This window comes from Flavobacterium suaedae (assembly GCF_014642915.1).
Lineage (GTDB): Bacteria > Bacteroidota > Bacteroidia > Flavobacteriales > Flavobacteriaceae > Flavobacterium > Flavobacterium suaedae.
The window spans coordinates 95,195-114,422 of record NZ_BMJE01000009.1; the positions used below are offsets into that span (position 1 = coordinate 95,195).

The following is a 19,228-nucleotide window of genomic DNA, read 5'->3' on the forward strand; positions in this document are numbered from 1 at the left end:
TTGTTGACTATGAATATTAAAAAAGAATATAAAATAGCACTTATTATCGCCTTGGCATCGTTTCATGGTATGTATGCTCAAAAAGATGATGAAAATATAGGAACTGAGGTAATTAATGTAGTAAAACCTTATACCCCCACTATTTCAGATGCTTTTAAAGTAAAAGAAACTCCTGTTATAGAGGATGAGGAGAATACAGAGAAAGAAAATATAGAGTATAACATTTTTTCATTTCCGGTAGCTTCTACTTTTACTCCGGCAAAAGGTAAGGCAGCAGGAGTAGAGCGAGCTAAACGGGAAAAACTGTTTAATAATTATGCTTTACTTGGGGTAGGTAATTATGGTACTGTAAACGCAGAATTATTTATTACTGAAAATCTTGACAGAAATTCATATGTAGGCGGTATGCTACGACACCTTTCCTCTCAGGGAGGTATAGATGATGTAGCCCTTGATGATAAATATTACACTACAGGTTTAGATTTAACCTACGGAAGCAGACAACGTAGTTATAGCTGGAATGCCGATTTAGGTTATCAGAATCAAGCGTATAATTGGTATGGTTTACCAATTTCGATTGTAAACTTTACTGATGAGCAAATATCAGGTATTGATGAGCAGCAAACCTACCATACCATAAATGCAGGGGGTAATATCCTTATGAAAGATGATGGGATTTTTGAAGGTGCATCTCTACAGTTTAAACGTTTTTGGGATGCTTTTGATGCTGCGGAAAACAGGTTTATTGCAAAACCATCATTTGATGTAAGCGTACTTAGCGAAAAAATAAAACTTGACTTTATATTCGATTATGTAGGTGGTGAGTTCGATAATAATCAGTATGTAGGTGCTACTGATAATACTGCTCTGGATTATAACTATTTTAATGCAGGCTTCCAACCTAGCATATTATTCCAAAGAGATGAATTCTCTGTAAACATAGGTGCAGGCTTATTTTACAGCATGGGTAAGCTAATGGGGGAAAGTGATAACAAGTTTTATATATATCCGCAGGTAAAAGCATCGTATAAAGTAGTAGGTGACTTAATGGTGGCTTATGCGGGAGCAGAAGGTACACTGCAACAAAACTCATATGAGCAGTTTGTAGGACAAAACCCGTTTGTAGGTTCAAGTCTTATTGTAGCACCTACCGACCAACAATATGATATATATGTAGGTTTAAAAGGTAAACTGGCAGACAATGTAGCTTATAACGTGCGAGGTTCGTATATGAACGAAGATAACCGTGCTTTTATACGCCATAATAATTCTCTTATTGATTTTGATTCTGCGGATGGAAAAGGGTATGATTATGGTAACTCCTTTAATATACTATACGATAAGCTAAGAACAATAAGCTTTTTTGGAGAACTTAAAGCAGATTTTTCAGAAAAAGTATCAGCAGGAATAAGTGGTTCATATTTTAGCTACGATACCGATTTACAAGAAGCATGGAACTTACCGGAAATGAAATTTTCTGCTAATTTTGATGTAGATATTACTGAGAAATGGTATGCCGGAGCTAATCTTTTCTTTGTAGGAGAAAGAAAGGATTATGTGGCAACATCTTATGATGCGGATATTGACTTCCCTTCAGCTCCTTTGATTGTAACGCTTGATAGCTACTTTGATATTAATGCTAATGTAGGGTATAAGTATAACGAACGTTTATCAGGTTTTCTTAGGTTAAACAATATAGCCAATCAGGATTACCAGCGTTGGGTAAACTACCCGGTGCAAGGATTCCAGTTTATGTTGGGAGCAACTTATAAATTCAATTTATAGAAAAATATAAATAACGTATTTTTACAAAATAACAGCCTGCATGTTTCATGCAGGTTTTTTATTTAAACTATTATGCAAGAGTTAAAGCAAAAAGTAATAGCGTATTATAAGCAGCAAATACAAGATAAAGAAGATGCTTTCCGAGATATGATAAATGCCCTTACCGAAGGGGCTGCTAATGATGCTAAGGGTTCGGCAGGTGATAAGCATGAAACGGCACTCTCTATGATGCATTTAGAGCAGGAAAAACTAAATGCCAAACTTGCTGAAATATTGCACCAAAAAGCCATTTTAAACAAAATAAAAGAAGATGAAATTCACACTAAAATTGTTTTAGGTAGCTTAGTAAAAGCAAATACTATGTATTTGTTTGTAAGCGCAGCATTGCCTAAAATTACGGTAGATGGTTGTACTGTAATTGCACTTTCTCCGCAGTCACCGCTAGGTAGTAAACTTATAGGAATGGAGGTTGACGGTACTTTTGAAATAAGTAATACGAAATATCTTATAGAAAAAATCGTTTAAATTTTAAAGAGTACTAACCAAACCAATTATTACTTATGAAAACCTTGTATTTATTTATGGCATTGCTATGCGTAACAGTATCTGTTGCTCAAAGCGAAGAGTTTGAAGGTGAAAATGGTCTTATATATTCTGATAAGGCTATTAAAAAGTTGAGTCATATTGTAGACTCTCTTAATCTAAAGTTTAAAGTATGTGAGGCTAAAACTTTTTATTCTCCTTTGCAGGGAAATGCATCATATATAAACATTTCCGGAGAAAAAGCTGCAAAAGCAAAAACAGATATTGATAATGGGGTTGACTTTGCTGTAATAAAACAAAAGTACTTTGATGAGGCTGAAGTTATTGAAAAAGTATTAGTAGTACGAAATACTTATAAAGATTATGAAAATAAAGATGTCTTGTACTTTGATGTTTTAGGTAGCGAAATGCAAGATAGAAATGGATATGATGACTTTTATTATAGAGGGGATAACTTTAAGAAATATAAGGATAAAAACCAAGGTTGGCTATATACTTACTATGAAAAATCAAAATATTCAGAAGGTGGAATAGCCGCTATTTATATAAAATCACCGTTAAAGAAGACAGTTTTGGTTGATAAATATGCAAGAATAGTTCAATATTCAGAATGTCTTGTAGATACTACTGCTACAGTATATTTTAAAGATGCTGAAAGGTCATACTATGGAAGTGTAGAAGGAATTGTGGCTGAGTTTACAGAATACTTACACGAGAAGCTAAAAACGCCTACGTATAACTATGAAGAACTTTATACAGCTCAAACAGATACTATTGCTATGGATACAATAACATTGGCAGCAAAAGAGAGAGAGTTTGACGAGTATATTGAGTTGATGGAGATATGGGAATCTAAACGTTTATCAAAGGTTGATTCATTAATGCAGCATGATAAAAAATGCAAACAACTTTTCGATAAAGCTCTTAAAAGTGCTTTATCAGGTAAGGATGTTTCAAATGATGAATTTGAAGAATATGTGGGCATATACTCTTCTAAGAAAAATGAATTGTTTTTAAAACGCAGCAGAATTGTTGTTGGCGGGTGTAGTATGGATGACAGTCCTCGTATACACGCGTTAAGTATAGCTGAATTAGCAGGAGAAACGGCTAGTTGGGAAATATTTCTTAGATCTCATTTGGATATTATGAATGATAGGTTTGAACGGGTAAGTGACGGAAGTTATGCATGGGGAAGACGAAAAACATATATAAAAGAACTAGAAGTTCTGAATATTAATGTTAGTGACTTACTACTGGGAATAGTTTTAAGGGTAGATAACCCTTCTGAAAACCACTATTTCGGAAATGTTAGGAGGATAGGTCGTTCACTGTCTGAATCAAAAGACAGAGATATTATTGAGAGTGAAATGTTGAGTATGATTAAAAGTAAAGAGTTGGATGATTATAATAGGTTGTTAGTGTATTACCTGTTTTTAAACTACAATTATTATCTTGATAATGAAGTGGAGAAAGATGATAATAAAGCTAAGTTAAAAGAGGCTGTTGCATATCTGCCTAAATATATCCAACCTAAAGATGAACTTAATTAATCTTAAATAACATTTTATCACTCCTTATTTGTTTTAATAAAATGTTAATAACTTGAGTGCTAAAGTGCTTTGTAAATTGTATTTATCCCTTGTGTTTTCTTATATTTGTGTGTTAAACTTAAAAATTCGTTAACATACATTTTTTATGAGTGAAGAAGTAAAAAAGAACAATTATTCGGCATCTAGTATACAAGCTCTTGAGGGGATGGAACACGTTAGGATGCGTCCATCAATGTATATTGGCGATGTAGGAGTGAGAGGGTTGCACCACCTTGTATATGAGGTTGTTGATAACTCTATTGATGAGGCACTTGCCGGACATTGTGATACGATAAGTGTTATTATTAATGAAGATAATTCAGTTACTGTAGAAGACAACGGACGTGGTATTCCGGTTGATATACATGAAAAAGAAGGCGTTTCGGCACTACAGGTTGTAATGACCAAAATTGGTGCGGGAGGTAAGTTTGATAAAGATTCATATAAAGTATCAGGTGGTCTTCACGGTGTGGGGGTATCTTGTGTTAACGCACTTTCAGACCATTTAAAAGCAACTGTTTACAGAGACGGTAAAATATACGAACAGGAGTATGAAAGAGGTAAAGCCTTATACCCTGTTAAACAAATAGGAGAAACCGATAAAAGAGGTACAGTAGTAACCTTTAAGCCGGATACTTCAATATTTACACAAACGGTAGAATACTCTTATGACACCCTTGCAGCACGTATGCGAGAGTTATCTTTCCTTAATAAAGGTATTACTATAACTATTACCGACAGGAGAGAGAAAGATGATAAAGGAGAGTTTAAGGGAGAAATATTCCATTCTGATGAAGGACTTAAAGAGTTTGTAAAGTTCCTTGATAAAAGCCGTGAGCCAATTATTGCTGATGTAATAAGTATGGAATCAGACAAAGGAGATGTTCCTGTTGAGGTAGCTTTAACGTATAATACTAGTTATACTGAAAACATATTCTCCTACGTAAATAATATTAATACACACGAGGGAGGTACACACCTTTCAGGATTTAGGAGAGGTCTTACCAATACCCTTAAAAAATATGCTGAAAACTCCGGAATGTTGGAAAAACTGAAATTTGAAATTTCAGGAGATGATTTCCGTGAAGGACTAACAGCTATTATATCAGTAAAAGTATCAGAACCACAGTTTGAAGGGCAAACCAAAACTAAACTAGGTAACAGAGAGGTTGTAGCTCCGGTAAGCCAAGCAGTATCAGAAATGCTGGAAAATTACCTTGAGGAGAACCCTAACGATGCAAAAACTATTGTACAGAAGGTAATACTTGCAGCTCAGGCACGCCATGCAGCTAAAAAAGCTCGTGAAATGGTGCAGCGTAAAACCGTTATGGGCGGCGGCGGATTACCGGGTAAACTATCCGATTGCTCTGAACAGGATCCTGCAAAATGCGAAATTTTTCTTGTAGAGGGAGATTCGGCAGGGGGGACTGCAAAACAAGGTCGTGACAGAAACTTCCAGGCAATACTTCCGTTAAGAGGTAAAATACTTAACGTGGAAAAAGCAATGCAGCATAAAGTGTTTGAAAACGAAGAGATACGAAATATATTTACAGCGCTTGGCGTAAGTGTAGGTACTGCTGAAGACAGTAAGGCGCTTAACCTTGAAAAGCTGCGTTACCATAAAGTAGTAATTATGTGTGATGCCGATGTTGATGGTAGCCACATTGCTACACTTATATTAACGTTCTTCTTCCGTTATATGAAAGAGCTTATAGAAAACGGACACGTATATATAGCTACTCCGCCATTATATATGCTTAAAAAAGGGAATAAAAAAGAGTATGCATGGACAGATGACCAGCGTGATCAAACTAATGAAAGAATGGGCGGTGGTGCTAATGTGCAGCGTTATAAAGGTCTTGGTGAGATGAATGCTGAGCAGCTTTGGGATACCACTATGGATCCTGAATACAGAACACTACGACAAGTAACTATAGATAGTCTTGCAGAGGCTGATAGAATATTCTCTATGCTTATGGGGGATGAAGTACCGCCAAGGCGTGAATTTATAGAGAAAAACGCAGCATATGCTAATATTGATGCGTAAGCGTTTTAAGATAAAGCAGCTACTAGTATGTATATTCGCTTTAACGGCGGGTAAAACAGTAGCGCAATCAGACATAGAAGTTATGGAACAAATGGGGCATCTAATTAATGATGCCCTATTTTTTTCTGACCAATACATAACTCCGGCTACTGATGCTGCGGTATACCAAGCAGCCTCAGGATGGATAGCATCTCCTAAAAAGAGAGAGTTGTGGGATGTTTCTATAAGCTTGCGTACTAATGTTTTTTTCACCCCTCAAAGCGACAGGGAGTTTACTATTAATAATAGTGATTTTACATTCTTTCAATTAGAGGAAGGAGAGTCTGCAACTGTTCCTACCGCATTGGGGAATAAACATCAGGTATATTTATCGGGGCAGTTAGGCGATAGCGAAGTGCGTTTGGAAACCCCACAGGGTATAAATATGCAAACAGTGGCTTACCCGTACTTACAAGGTGCTATAGCCTTATGGGGCGGTACTGAGCTTATTGCAAAATACTCAACCAAAGTAAAGCTGAAAAAGAGTAATTATCAGGTATATGGTTTTGGTTTGCAGCATAACATTAGCCAATACTTTAAAAAGCTTGAAGCGAAAAAACTTCACCTTGCTGCAATGGTAGGATACTCTAATGAAGAAGTATCATTTAACTTTCTTGATATACAAACAGATTACGGTACGCTTGGCATAAGCGAAATAACAGGGCTTGTAGATACTTGGCAATTTCAACTGAGTGGGTCTAAAGAGTTTGGTAGTTTTGAGGTTATGGGTAGTTTTATTGTTAACACCAGTGGCGTAGAGTATGAAGTAGGTGGAGAAAAGGGGAGTATTGAGGAGATACTGCCACTACAGCAGGTAATAAATACCCGATTAAAAGAAATTTATAAAACAAGAGTGAATTATATAGGAGAAGCAGGGATTTCTTATAAATTTAATAATTTTTCTATACAATCTATACTTGCTTTTGGTAAATTTGTAAATACGAATATCGCTTTTGGATATTCTTTTCAATAAATTAACCATATAAAAAATATATTAATTATGAAAGTAACTATTGTTGGTGCCGGTAATGTAGGTGCTACCTGTGCAGATGTAATTGCTTACAGAGGAATTGCTAGCGAAGTAGTATTGTTAGATATTAAAGAAGGCTTTGCAGAAGGTAAAGCTATGGATATTATGCAATGTGCAACTACTACAGGTTTTAATACAAGAGTAATTGGCAGCACAAACGATTATACTAAAACAGCTAACAGTGATGTGGTTGTAATAACTTCGGGAATACCAAGAAAACCGGGTATGACAAGAGAAGAGCTTATTGGTATTAATGCCGGTATTGTAAAATCGGTAGCTGATAACGTATTACGGCACTCTCCTGAGGCTATTATTGTAGTAGTATCTAACCCTATGGATACTATGACATACTTAACACTAAAAGCCACAGGTTTACCTAAACACAGAGTTATAGGTATGGGTGGTGCTTTAGATAGCTCTCGCTTCAAATACTTCCTTTCTCAGGCTTTAGAGAAGCCGGGTAACGATGTGCAGGGTATGGTAATAGGTGGTCATGGCGATAAAACGATGATACCGCTTACAAGAATAGCATCATATAACGGTAGTCCCGTATCACAATTCCTTTCTCAGGATGTGTTAGATAAAGTAGCTGCCGATACTATGGTTGGCGGTGCTACATTAACAGGTCTATTAGGTACATCAGCATGGTATGCTCCGGGAGCTTCGGTTGCTTATTTAGTTGACAGTATTCTTAACGACCAAAGAAAAATGATTCCTTGTTCTGTAATGCTTGACGGAGAGTATGGTCAGAGCGATATATGTATAGGAGTACCTTGTATTATAGGTAGAAAAGGGTTAGTTGAAATAGTTGATGTTAACCTTGATGATAAGGAGAAAGATTTATTTGCTAAAAGTGCCGATGCGGTACGTAATATGAATGCTGACCTACAGTCAGTATTAGCATAATATAATAATTTTATTAAAAAGCTGCCATTCGGCAGCTTTTTTTTTAAGATATTATTTAGAAATAAATTGTTTAATCTTCGTGTAAATTATATATTTGCTCGGTTTTAAAAACTGGGATAATTAATATTTGTACTAATGCAAAACAAAGGACTCGTTAAGTTTTTCGCAATATTGATTGCGATAGTTTGTATCTACCAACTTTCATTTACGTTTGTTTCAAACAGTATTAAAGAGGATGCAAAAGAATACGCCGAAGGCGATTCTGCAAAAGAAGTTGAATACCTTAATATGATGAAAGACTCAGTTGTATATCCTGTATTGGATTATACATTTGATGAGGTAAGAGACAAACAAATCAACAAAGGGTTAGACCTTGAAGGAGGTATTAACGTAATTCTTCAGATATCAGTAAAAGATATTATTAAAGGACTTGCTAACAATTCTTCAAACCCTGTTTTAAATAAGGCTTTAGATAAAGCTACAGAGGACAGACAAGGTAATCAGGATTATCTTGATGCTTTCTTCATTGCTTTTGATGAAGTATCAAACGGAAGCGTTAAACTCGCTTCTCCTGAACTGTTTACTAACAGAATAATGGGAGATGATGTTAACATTAATATGACCAATGAAGAGGTTAAAAATGTTATCAAAAATAAAGTAAGCGAATCGGTTGATAGTGCTTATAGAGTACTTTCTGAGCGTATTGATAAATTTGGTGTAGTACAGCCTAACATACAAAAGCTTGGAGAGTCAGGAAGAATATTAGTAGAGCTTCCCGGTGCAAAAGATATAGACCGAGTTAAAAAACTATTACAAAGTACAGCACAGTTAGAGTTTTGGGAAACTTACAAGATAAGTGAAATTCAAAACTTTTTACTTGCTGCTAACCAAACACTAAGAGAAACTGAAAAAACAGCAGATACAGAAGAAATAGATACTACTGAAGAAACACCTTCCACAGGTATAGATTCACTTCTTACAGATTCTGCTACAGACTCTCTTGAAGCTGCAAGAGCAAATAACCCGTTATTCGCAAAATTATCTCCGGGTCAGTTTGGTCCTGTATTAGGTGTTGCAGCAGTAAAAGATACGGCAACAATAAATAAATGGTTAAAAAGATCAGATATTCGTTCATTACTTTCAGGTGAGCAACGTTTTGCTCGTTTCGTTTGGGGTAAAGAAGACTCTCAGAGAAGTAAAGGTTTCCTTGAACTTTATGCTTTAAAAGGTAACAGAAGTAATACACCTCCACTTAGTGGTAACGTTATTACAGGGGCAAACGAAGCATTTGACCAAATGGGTAAACCATCTGTTGAAATGCAGATGAATACTAAAGGAGCTCAGAAGTGGGAGGAGATGACAGGAAAAGCATTTTCTAGTCAAGGTTACATTGCAATTGTACTGGATAATGTAGTGTACTCTGCTCCGGGAGTAACATCAGGTCCTATTTCAGGAGGTCGTTCTCAAATATCAGGTAACTTTACAGTATCAGAAACAAAAGATTTAGCAAACATACTTAGAGCAGGTAAACTTCCTGCATCAGCAGATATTATTCAGTCAGAGGTTGTAGGGCCATCATTAGGTCAGGAGGCTATTGATAGTGGTATTATGTCTGCATTAGTAGGTTTATTACTTATATCACTTTGGATGATATTATACTACGGTAAGTCAGGTTGGTTTGCTATTATAGCACTAGCAGTTAACTTACTTTATATATTTGGTGTTCTTGCCAGTATAGGTGCAGTGTTAACACTACCGGGTATTGCAGGTATTGTATTAACAATGGGTACAGCGGTAGATGCCAATATTATTATCTATGAAAGAGCAAAAGAAGAGCTACGACTAGGCAGAACGCTGGATGAAGCTTTAAAAATTGCATATAGCTGGAAAGGTGCAATGTCAGCAATTACTGATGCTAACGTAACAACTTTCCTTACAGGTCTGGTACTATTAATATTTGGTACAGGTCCGGTAAAAGGTTTTGCAACTACATTACTTATAGGTATTCTTACTTCATTATTTACAGCAATATTCATTACAAGAATATTCTTAGATATGAATAAAAACGGTAAACTTACTTTTGATACTCCAATGTCTAAGAACTGGTTTAAGAACTTTAACTTTAACTTCTTAGGTAAAAAGAAAATTGCTTATGTAATTTCAGCTATCTTAATAGCTGTAAGTTTTGTATCATTCTTTACAAATGGTCTTGACCAGGGTATTGATTTTGTAGGAGGTCGTACATTCCAGGTTAGGTTTGATAAAGAAGCACCGGTTGAAGAAATCAAAGCAACGCTTTCAAGTCCTGAAGTATTTGATAGTGGAGTTGATGTAAAAGTATTCGGAGAAAGTAACCAGTTAAGAATAACTACTAAATATAAAGTAGATAAGCATGGTATAGAAGCTGATAAAGAGGTTAATCAGATGATGTATGATAACCTTAAAAAATACTACTCAGAAGATATTACTTACGATAACTTTGTAAATACTTACGAAGGCAAGCAACTGGGTATTATGCAGGCTTCTAAGGTAGGTCCTACCATTGCAGATGATATTAAGACTAACTCATATTGGGCTGTGGCAGGATCACTATTTATTGTATTCCTTTACCTAATGATTAGTTTTAGAAAATGGCAGTACAGTTTAGGTGCGGTAGCAGCAGTGGCGCACGACGTTATTATTGTGCTTGGTATTTACTCACTATTCTACAAGTATGCTCCTTTCCAAATGGAAATGAACCAGCACTTTATTGCTGCAATTCTTACCGTAATTGGTTACTCGCTTAACGATACCGTAATTGTATTCGATAGAATTAGAGAGTTTGTTACAGGTAACGAAGTATCAGGTAAGTTTGAAGATGTGGTAAACAAGTCTATTAACGCTACTATTACCAGAACAATAAACACTTCACTTACAGTAATATTTGTGTTACTTATTATGTTCATATTTGGTGGAGAGTCTATACAAGGATTTATATTTGCTATGTTAATAGGTATTTTTGTGGGTACATACTCATCACTATTCATTGCAACACCAATACTTGTAGATACTACACCTGAAAAGGAAAAGATTGCTGTTGAAGAAAAAGAAATTATTGCTGAGTAAGCATAATCAAAATATATAAATCAGAAAAGTCTGCTTATTAAAGCAGGCTTTTTTGGTTTAGGTAGTTAATGTATCGTAAAAGTGCCGTGTTTAGAAGCAATTTTTAAACTATATTAGCGTTAAATTTTTAAAACAAACTTAAAAGTATAATTTTCTATGCTAAACATTCAGGATGTTGACAGCCTATCAGTTGCTAATGATTCATTGCAGGAAGGCGGAGAATCTGTTGAGAAAACATTGTCTATTTGGGAGCTTTTAACCAGTGGCGGTATCGGAGGTCAAATTGTAATAGCAGTACTTGCAGTACTTCTGTTTGTAGCAATTTACCTTTACATTGAAAGGTTAATGGCGCTAAAAGAAGCCTCTAAAATTGACAAAGGCTTTATGAACCAGATAAAAGACCACATTACAAACAGGCGTTTTGATAGCGCTAAACTACTATGTCAACACACTAACTCTCCTGTATCTCGATTGGTAGAGAAGGGTATAACGCGTATAGGTAAGCCGTTAGAAGATATTAATTCGGCTATAGAAAATGCAGGTAAGTTGGAAATATACAACCTTGAAAAAAATACCAGTATGCTGGCAACTATATCAGGAGCAGGACCTATGATTGGTTTCCTTGGTACTGTGGTTGGTATGATAGTTGTGTTTTTTGAAATTGAAAAAGGTGGAGGTCAAATACAAATAGACCTTCTTGCAGGAGGTATTTACACTGCTATGACCACTACAGTAGTAGGGCTTATAGTAGGTGTATTTGCATATATAGGTTACAATCACCTTGTAGTAAAAACCGATAAGATTGTAAACAAAATGGAAGCTACAGCAGTAGAATTCCTTGATTTATTAAATGATCCCGTATAACTATGCAGTTTAGAAGTAGAAATAGGGTAACCCCTGAATTTAACATGTCATCAATGACGGATATTGTATTCCTGTTATTGATATTCTTCATGCTTACTTCTACCATGGTTACCACAAATGCGTTACAACTTAACCTGCCAAAAGCAGAAGGTAAAACAGAAAATAATCAAAATATATCTGTAAACATTACTAAAGATTTAGAGTATTATATAGACCAAGAGCCTATTAAAGAAGAAAATCTGGAAGTACAAATTACAAGTGTAATGGGCGGTGCAGAAGACAAAGCTATAGTGCTTCGTGTAGAGCAGGGAGTACCTATAGAAAAAGCCGTTACCGTTATGGATATAGCCAACAGGAATCGTTATAAAATAGTGTTGGCGGTTAACCCTAAATAATTTTAAGGTTATGAAGTTTTTAGAAACAGATCGTGAGAAAAAATCCTTTGGAATTACAACAGCAATTATTGCATTATTGCTATTGCTGTGTATATTCTTTGGGTTGAGCTATATGGATCCGCCACCGGAAAGTGGTATTGCTATAAACTTTGGTACTACCGATGCCGGTATGGGTGCAGTACAACCTACTACACCTATACAATCGGCACCACAACCAACACAGTCTGAACCTGAACCTACTCCTGTAGAAGACGAAGTAGTAACACAAGATGTAACAGATGCTCCTGTGATAAACTCTGAAGAGCCTAAGAAGCAACCTAAAGAGAAAACGGAGAAGCCTAAACCAAAACCAGACCCAAAGCCATCTAAAAGCACAGAAGATGCTTTAAATAACCTGCTTAATGGTCCCAAATCGGACGGTGAAGCTAACTCAGGACAGGGTGATGATTTAACTCCGGGTGATGAAGGTAAAATTAATGGTGAACTGAATGGTAATTATGGTAACGGAGGAAAAGGAAGTGGCGGTACAGGTGATGGAAACTATCAACTGGGTAATCGTAGAGCATTAGCTAAACCACAACCGCAGTATACCTGTAATGAACAAGGTAAGGTAGTAGTACAGATATCTGTAAATAAATCAGGAAAAGTAATATCAGCTACAGCAGGTGCAAGGGGTACTACAAACTCGGCAAAGTGTTTGTTAGACCAAGCGAGAGCAGCTGCAATGAAAACAACTTGGGAGCCTGATCCTAATGCTCCTGATAAGCAAATAGGGAGAATAGTGTATAACTTTACATTAACCGAATAAAAGAGAAAAATATATTAAGTATATAAAAAAGCAGGCTCTTAGCCTGCTTTTTTATTTATGCTAAACGCTTTTATTATAGCGTTTCTGTTTTGTTTTTAGAAGTAAATATTAAATAGATGCCTGCTAATATAAACGGTATGCTTAACCATTGTCCTGTTAACAGGATAGGGTTCTCACCTTCAAAGCCCCCTTGGCTTTGTTTTACAAACTCTACTAAGAAACGTACTGTCCATAATAATACTAAGAAAACACCGAATATAAGCCCTCTTCTCTTTCTTGCATCTGTTTTCCAGTACATATAGTAGATGATTAAAAATACTATTACATAGCCGGCTGCTTCATATAACTGTGCAGGGTGGCGGAAAGGTATATTGGCTAGGGTATCTGCAAACTGAGGGTCCTTTTCTATAAGATCATAGGCTTTATTATAATCCTTAACATTCGTTACCTTCATAGCTTGGTACTTGTTAAGGTTATCCTCACCACGAATGAATTTTACAGCAGTAGGGAGGCTTTCGCTTGTTTCTTTTCCAAGTATTTCGGAGTTCATAAAGTTACCAATCCTAACAAAAATTCCACCACTGGTTACAGGTATTACCACTCTGTCTAAAATCCATAGTAATGGGCGGTGTATAATTTTTTTGCTGTAATATATCATAAATAATATAATGGCTATAGCAGCACCATGGCTGGCTAAACCTGCAAAGCCTGTAAACTCAAAATCGCCGTTATCATTCCAGCGGAAAGGTAATAGTATTTCTGCCGGATGCTGGCTAAAGTAATCCCAGTCATAAAAGAAAACATGCCCTAAACGAGCACCAAGTAGCGTAGCTATTAAAGTATATATAAAAAGCTTGTCAAGGTTTTCCATGGATTCGCCTTCCCGCTCAAATATTTTCTTCATTATATACCAGCCTAAACCAAAGGCTACTACAAACATAAGGCTGTAATAACGAATCATAAAAAAGCCTAAGTCTATCCCTTCGGAGGGGTTCCATACAAAGCTTAAAGCGTGTGTCATTATATTTTTTTATTTATTACGTGGTAAATTTAAATAATTGATGAGTACTACCCATAAAAAAAGTATTAATGTTTATGAGAACATTTTTTCTCGGGTACAGGGTCATAGCCTCTGCCACCCCATGGGTTGCATCGGGCAATTCTTTTCAAGCCAAGCCATCCGCCTTTAAAAAGGCCGTGTTTTTGTAATGCTTCAATAGTATATTGAGAGCAAGTAGGGGAGTAGCGACAGGCAGAAGGAAAAAAAGGCGATATAGCACTTTGATAAAAGCGTATTAAAGCAATGAAAGGCGATATGACTATTTTACTCGCCTTCATTGTTTTATACTATTGAAAAAGTTGTTCCTTCTTTAGAGTCTTTTATTTCTATACCTAACTCTTTAAGTTGGTCTCTAATCTGGTCAGATAAAGCATAATCTTTATTGGCACGTGCTTCGTTTCTCATACCTATAAGCATATTAACCAAGCCTTCCAGTTTGTCTGATGTACTATCATTGCCTGCTAAATCATTTTTAAGACCAAGTACATCAAAAGTAAATTCTTTTAAAGTTTTGCTCAGTAACTCAAGGTCTTTAGCAGTTATAGTTTCTTTTCCGTCTTTTAAGAGGTTGATGAAACGTACGCCTTCAAAAAGTTGAGCTATAAGTATAGGGCTGTTAAAATCATCATTCATAGCATCGTAGCATAGCTGTTTCCATGCTGTAATGTCTAATGATGATTTTTCCTGTGTTTTTATAGTATCTAAACTATCAATAGCTTCCATTAAGCGGTTGAACCCTTTTTCGGCAGCTTCAATAGCATCATTAGAAAAGTCTAATATACTTCTGTAATGTGCCTGAAGTATAAAGAAACGGGTTACTGTTGGACTAAATGGCTTACTAAGTATAGTATTGTTCCCTGAAAATATCTCTCTTGGTAATATATTGTTACCTGTGGACTTAGACATTTTCTTACCGTTAAGGGTAAGCATGTTGGCATGCATCCAGTAATTTACAGGTGTTTGCCCTGTGCTGGCTTCATTTTGTGCAATTTCACATTCGTGGTGAGGGAATTTTAAATCCATACCACCGCCATGTATATCAAAATGATTACCAAGGTATTTGGTACTCATAGAAGTACACTCTAAATGCCACCCCGGGAAACCATCTCCCCAAGGAGAAGGCCAACGCATTATATGCTGTGGTTCCGCTTTTTTCCAAAGTGCGAAATCCTGAGGGTTTCTTTTTTCAGTTTGCCCGGCAAGGTCTCTGGTGTTCGCAATCATTTCTTCAATGTCGCGTCCGCTAAGTTTACCGTATTTATGGTCTTTATTGAATTTTACGACATCAAAATACACAGAACCTTCAGACTCGTATGCGTAGCCGTTGTCTATTATGGCTTTAATAGTTTCAATCTGCTCTATAATATGTCCTGTTGCGGTAGGTTCAATACTTGGAGGGAGTGTGTTAAAAAGCTCCATAATTTGATGAAAATCTATAGAGTATTGCTGAACAACCTCCATAGGTTCCAGTTTTTCAAGCCTGGCTTTTTTAGCAATTTTATCTTCACCGTCATCACCGTCGTCTACCATATGCCCTACATCTGTTATGTTACGGACATAACGCACTTTATACCCTAAATGTTTAAGATATCTGTACACAAGATCAAAAGAAATAAACGTACGGCAGTTACCTAAGTGTACATTGCTGTATACAGTAGGCCCACATACATACATGCCTATGCTGACTTCGTGTATTGGTTTAAATAATTCTTTATCTCCGTTTAGTGAATTGTATATCTTTAATTGCTGTTCCTGGTATAAGTGCATGGTAAATCAGTATCTAACTTTTTATCTGCAATATATATTAAAACTGAGTATCCAGCTTAATATAATCTAAAAATTCTCTTCGTACTTTATCCTCTTTAAACTTACCTCCAAATTCAGAAGTAACAGTACTGCTTTCAATATCACGTATTCCGCGAGAGTTAACACAAAGGTGTTTAGCATCAATCACACAAGCTACATCTTCAGTATTTAAAACCTTTTTAAGTTCTTCAACAATTTGTATAGTAAGCCTTTCCTGTACCTGTGGTCGCTTAGCGTAATAATCTACAATTCGGTTCATTTTAGATAGTCCCACAACAGTACCGTTAGATATGTATGCAACATGAGCACGTCCTACTATTGGTAAAAGGTGATGTTCGCAAGTAGAGTATACAGTAATGTTTTTTTCTACAAGCATTTCACCATACTGGTATTTATTTTCAAAAGTAGAAGAGCTGGGCTTTTTAGCAGGGTTTAAGCCGCCAAAAATTTCTTTCACAAACATTTTTGCCACACGGCTTGGGGTGCCTTTAAGGCTATCGTCAGTTAAATCCATACCAAGAGTATGCAGTATACTTTCTACATCTTTTCTTATAGATTCTATTTTCTCATCATCATTAAGTACAAAAGCATCTTTTCTTAAAGGTGTTTCTGCACTTGTAGCGATATGGTTTTCTCCAATTTCGTCTCTCAAATCTTCGCTATAAGTCATTATATCTAAATTCAATTAAGTGTAATTTACATCAAGTTGCAAAGATAGCTATAAAAGTTGATTTTACAGGATATACTTTAATTGTAAATTTTGCGTTTAACTATTAAATAATTTACGTTAAGTTAACATTGAAGTTTACGCATTAATTTACCCTCTAAAAGTTAAATTTCATAAATAAACCGAAATTTTTATGAATTTGAGGTAGGGGAAGGGATAGATGAATTGTTATATTATAAAAAAAATGGGCTAATTATGTTTTAATTGAGTCAATTTTATGTAAATTTCGCGTTTCAAAAATATCATAAAAATGAAGAAAAATTATTTGTTGCTGTTTTTAATAATTTTTGTATCTGTAGGAGCATACGCTCAGGCACCCGGATGTCCTGACGTGTTTGCTAACAGTGTTCAGCCAATATGTCAACCTGCAGATCCGGGAGAGGAATGTAGAACATTGTCGGCTAACTATTTCGAAACCGGGGGTACAACCTCTTATTCGGTTTCGTCAGTGCCATATGCACCTCCATTTCCATTTGTAGGGGGTACACAGGTTTCTGTAGATACAGATGATGTATGGTCATCGGCCGTTTCACTTCCGTTTGATTTTTGTTTTTATGATAATAACTATTCAACAGCCTATGTGGGTTCAAACGGAGTTATAGGTTTTAATACTGTTGCAGGTGGCAGTAACTGTCCCTATTCATTTTCGGCTTCTATTCCTAGTACAGGTTTCCCCATTAAAAATGCAATATATGGAGTGTATCAGGATATAGACCCAAGTATTAATAACTCTTTCGCTGACCCTAATATTAACTATCAGGTACTGGGAGAATATCCTTGTCGTACCCTTGTAGTTAACTTTTCAGAAGTAGCACAATTTGGAGGTTCATGTAATAATAATGCCACTATAGGAGCACAAACTTCACAAATTGTACTGTACGAAACAACAAACGTTATAGAAGTATATGTAGAAAGAAGAGTACCTTGTAATTCATGGCAAGGTGGAGTTGGTGTTATAGGTATACAAAATGCTGCCGGTACACAGGCAGTAACACCTCCCGGAAGAAATACAGGAAACTGGACTGCAATAGAAGAAGCTTGGAGATTTACACCAACAGGTCCTTCTATTGTAGATTTCGCATGGATGGAAGGTTCATCTGTAGTATCAACAGATACTAATATAACAGTATGTCCTACTGAAACAACAACATATACAGCAGTTGCTACTTATAACAGATGTGATGGAAGTACTGTAGTAAAAGAAGCTGACGTAACAGTAACTGTTTTAGATCCTATTGAACTTGGAGAACCAGAAGATTTAACAATATGTGATCCTAATGGAGCTCCGTACAGTTTTGATCTTACTGAGAATAATGAAGAAATTTTAGATGGGCTCAATGAGTTTACCAATATAATAACCTTCCATAATTCAGAATTAGATGCAACAGAAGGTTATAGCCCTGTACCTGATGCAGAAACAACAAACTATGTTAGCGATGGTACAGAAGAAGTTATTTGGGTTAGGGTAGAAGACTACTTTACAGGATGTAAAGCAGTAACTTCCTTTGTTATAAAAGCAAGTCCGGCTCCTGAACCGGGAACTCCTGATGATTATCAATTATGTGATGAAAATTATGACAATACTGAAATTGTAGATTTAACAACATTTGATGGAACTATATATGCAGGAGAAAATCCTAACGATTATGTTTTAACATACCATGAAACCTTAACACAAGCTGAAGATAATACAGGTGAAATAACCGCTCCTGAATCTTATTCAGTAGCTGTAGGTACTACCACTATATATGCTCGTCTTACCAATGTAGATGACGAAGATTGCTATGGAGTAGTTAACTTCAATATTACTTTAACAGAAACACCTGATGTAGTAGCTCCTGAAGATGGTTCAGCATGTGCCGATATAGGCTATACTTTACCTGTATTAACTCAGGGAGGTAACTATTATACAGGATCTGGAGGAACAGGTACTATATTAAATGAAGGAGATGTAATTACTACTACACAAACTATATATGTATATGCAGCCAGCGGTACTACACCAAACAACTGTGCAGATGAAGATAGTTTCGAAGTAACAATATATCCTGCACCGGTTCCGGGTACACCAATGGCTACACAAGTGTGTGATGACGACTATAGTGGAGATCATATATTTGATCTTACCACATTCGACGGTACTATATATGGGGGAATCGACCCAAATGAATATACAGTCACCTACCACGAGAGTTTGGTACAAGCCGAAGACAACCAAGACGCTATAACATCACCTGAGACCTACACCGTAGGCCTGGGCACCACCACAGTATACGCAAGACTCACCAACACCAACGACGAAGACTGCTACGGCACCACCAGTTTCAACCTCACCCTAACCGAAACCCCCGAAGTAGCAGCACCCGAAGACGCCTACGCCTGTAGCGATACCGGTTACACCCTGCCAGCCCTGACAAGCGACGGCAACTACTACACAGAATCCGGCGGAACAGGAACCATGCTAAATGAAGGCGATGTAATCACCACCACACAAACCATCTACGTATACGCCGAAAGCGGAACC

The 19,228-nt window shown here is 36.3% G+C and carries 15 protein-coding genes; 11 read left to right on the plus strand and 4 right to left on the minus strand.

Annotated features, from left to right (window positions below):
* Positions 1–9 precede the first annotated feature (9 nt).
* The 10 genes from IEW45_RS14415 to IEW45_RS14460 all read left to right on the plus strand — a co-directional run bounded on the left by IEW45_RS14415 (position 10) and on the right by IEW45_RS14460 (position 13,111).
* Positions 10–1,785, plus strand: a complete 1,776-nt coding sequence (locus tag IEW45_RS14415; protein WP_188621976.1) for a porin family protein — start codon at positions 10–12, stop codon at positions 1,783–1,785.
* Between the two features lie 72 nt (positions 1,786–1,857).
* Positions 1,858–2,310, plus strand: coding sequence for a hypothetical protein (locus IEW45_RS14420; protein ID WP_188621977.1), 453 nt, complete (start codon positions 1,858–1,860; stop codon positions 2,308–2,310).
* Between the two features lie 35 nt (positions 2,311–2,345).
* On the plus strand, positions 2,346–3,878 hold the full coding sequence (locus tag IEW45_RS14425; RefSeq protein ID WP_188621978.1) for a hypothetical protein: 1,533 nt from the start codon (positions 2,346–2,348) through the stop codon (positions 3,876–3,878).
* A 145-nt stretch (positions 3,879–4,023) separates the two neighbouring features.
* Complete coding sequence (gene gyrB / locus IEW45_RS14430; RefSeq protein ID WP_188621979.1) at positions 4,024–5,964, plus strand: DNA topoisomerase (ATP-hydrolyzing) subunit B; 1,941 nt, start codon at positions 4,024–4,026, stop codon at positions 5,962–5,964.
* Positions 5,945–6,976: a DUF6588 family protein gene (locus IEW45_RS14435; RefSeq protein ID WP_229665963.1), complete on the plus strand. Its 1,032-nt coding sequence runs from the start codon at positions 5,945–5,947 to the stop codon at positions 6,974–6,976. The genes gyrB and IEW45_RS14435 overlap by 20 nt, the downstream gene beginning before the upstream one ends.
* A 27-nt stretch (positions 6,977–7,003) precedes the next feature.
* On the plus strand, positions 7,004–7,939 hold the full coding sequence (locus IEW45_RS14440) for a malate dehydrogenase (protein WP_188621980.1): 936 nt from the start codon (positions 7,004–7,006) through the stop codon (positions 7,937–7,939).
* A 135-nt stretch (positions 7,940–8,074) separates the two neighbouring features.
* The gene (gene secDF, locus IEW45_RS14445) at positions 8,075–11,044 is read left to right on the plus strand and encodes a protein translocase subunit SecDF (protein ID WP_188621981.1); all 2,970 of its coding nucleotides are present in this window, start codon (positions 8,075–8,077) and stop codon (positions 11,042–11,044) included.
* A gap of 156 nt (positions 11,045–11,200) precedes the next feature.
* A complete protein-coding gene (locus tag IEW45_RS14450; RefSeq protein ID WP_188621982.1) occupies positions 11,201–11,908 on the plus strand; it encodes a MotA/TolQ/ExbB proton channel family protein in 708 nt (235 codons plus the stop codon).
* A gap of 2 nt (positions 11,909–11,910) precedes the next feature.
* A complete protein-coding gene (locus IEW45_RS14455; protein ID WP_188621983.1) occupies positions 11,911–12,303 on the plus strand; it encodes an ExbD/TolR family protein in 393 nt (130 codons plus the stop codon).
* Positions 12,304–12,313: 10 nt separating this feature from the next.
* Entirely contained in the window at positions 12,314–13,111 is a 798-nt protein-coding gene (locus IEW45_RS14460; RefSeq protein WP_188621984.1) for an energy transducer TonB family protein, read from the plus strand.
* Between the two features lie 73 nt (positions 13,112–13,184).
* Here the strand turns inward: IEW45_RS14460 and lgt are convergent, their stop codons facing one another.
* From lgt to folE, 4 genes are all read right to left on the minus strand, one after another.
* Positions 13,185–14,132, minus strand: coding sequence for a prolipoprotein diacylglyceryl transferase (lgt, locus tag IEW45_RS14465; protein ID WP_188621985.1), 948 nt, complete (start codon positions 14,130–14,132; stop codon positions 13,185–13,187).
* A gap of 65 nt (positions 14,133–14,197) precedes the next feature.
* Positions 14,198–14,449, minus strand: a complete 252-nt coding sequence (yidD, locus tag IEW45_RS14470) for a membrane protein insertion efficiency factor YidD (protein ID WP_188621986.1) — start codon at positions 14,447–14,449, stop codon at positions 14,198–14,200.
* 4 nt (positions 14,450–14,453) lie between these two features.
* The gene (cysS, locus tag IEW45_RS14475; RefSeq protein WP_188621987.1) at positions 14,454–15,938 is read right to left on the minus strand and encodes a cysteine--tRNA ligase; all 1,485 of its coding nucleotides are present in this window, start codon (positions 15,936–15,938) and stop codon (positions 14,454–14,456) included.
* A 37-nt stretch (positions 15,939–15,975) separates the two neighbouring features.
* Positions 15,976–16,647, minus strand: a complete 672-nt coding sequence (folE, locus tag IEW45_RS14480; RefSeq protein ID WP_188621990.1) for a GTP cyclohydrolase I FolE — start codon at positions 16,645–16,647, stop codon at positions 15,976–15,978.
* Positions 16,648–16,954: 307 nt separating this feature from the next.
* On the opposite strand from folE, the gene IEW45_RS14485 reads away from it, so the two are divergent.
* Positions 16,955–19,228: FIDD domain-containing protein (locus IEW45_RS14485; RefSeq protein WP_505692159.1), on the plus strand; the 2,274-nt coding region annotated here is incomplete at its 3' end.

Excerpts from the sequence above, each read along its gene's own strand:
- IEW45_RS14415 (WP_188621976.1), top strand. The coding sequence starts at position 10 with ATGAATATTAAAAAAGAATATAAAATAGCACTTATTATCGCCTTGGCA.
- IEW45_RS14420 (WP_188621977.1), top strand. The coding sequence starts at position 1,858 with ATGCAAGAGTTAAAGCAAAAAGTAATAGCGTATTATAAGCAGCAAATA.
- IEW45_RS14425 (WP_188621978.1), top strand. The coding sequence starts at position 2,346 with ATGAAAACCTTGTATTTATTTATGGCATTGCTATGCGTAACAGTATCT.
- gyrB (WP_188621979.1), top strand. The coding sequence starts at position 4,024 with ATGAGTGAAGAAGTAAAAAAGAACAATTATTCGGCATCTAGTATACAA.
- IEW45_RS14435 (WP_229665963.1), top strand. The coding sequence starts at position 5,945 with ATGCTAATATTGATGCGTAAGCGTTTTAAGATAAAGCAGCTACTAGTA.
- IEW45_RS14440 (WP_188621980.1), top strand. The coding sequence starts at position 7,004 with ATGAAAGTAACTATTGTTGGTGCCGGTAATGTAGGTGCTACCTGTGCA.
- secDF (WP_188621981.1), top strand. The coding sequence starts at position 8,075 with ATGCAAAACAAAGGACTCGTTAAGTTTTTCGCAATATTGATTGCGATA.
- IEW45_RS14450 (WP_188621982.1), top strand. The coding sequence starts at position 11,201 with ATGCTAAACATTCAGGATGTTGACAGCCTATCAGTTGCTAATGATTCA.
- IEW45_RS14455 (WP_188621983.1), top strand. The coding sequence starts at position 11,911 with ATGCAGTTTAGAAGTAGAAATAGGGTAACCCCTGAATTTAACATGTCA.
- IEW45_RS14460 (WP_188621984.1), top strand. The coding sequence starts at position 12,314 with ATGAAGTTTTTAGAAACAGATCGTGAGAAAAAATCCTTTGGAATTACA.
- lgt (WP_188621985.1), bottom strand. The coding sequence starts at position 14,132 with ATGACACACGCTTTAAGCTTTGTATGGAACCCCTCCGAAGGGATAGAC.
- yidD (WP_188621986.1), bottom strand. The coding sequence starts at position 14,449 with ATGAAGGCGAGTAAAATAGTCATATCGCCTTTCATTGCTTTAATACGC.
- cysS (WP_188621987.1), bottom strand. The coding sequence starts at position 15,938 with ATGCACTTATACCAGGAACAGCAATTAAAGATATACAATTCACTAAAC.
- folE (WP_188621990.1), bottom strand. The coding sequence starts at position 16,647 with ATGACTTATAGCGAAGATTTGAGAGACGAAATTGGAGAAAACCATATC.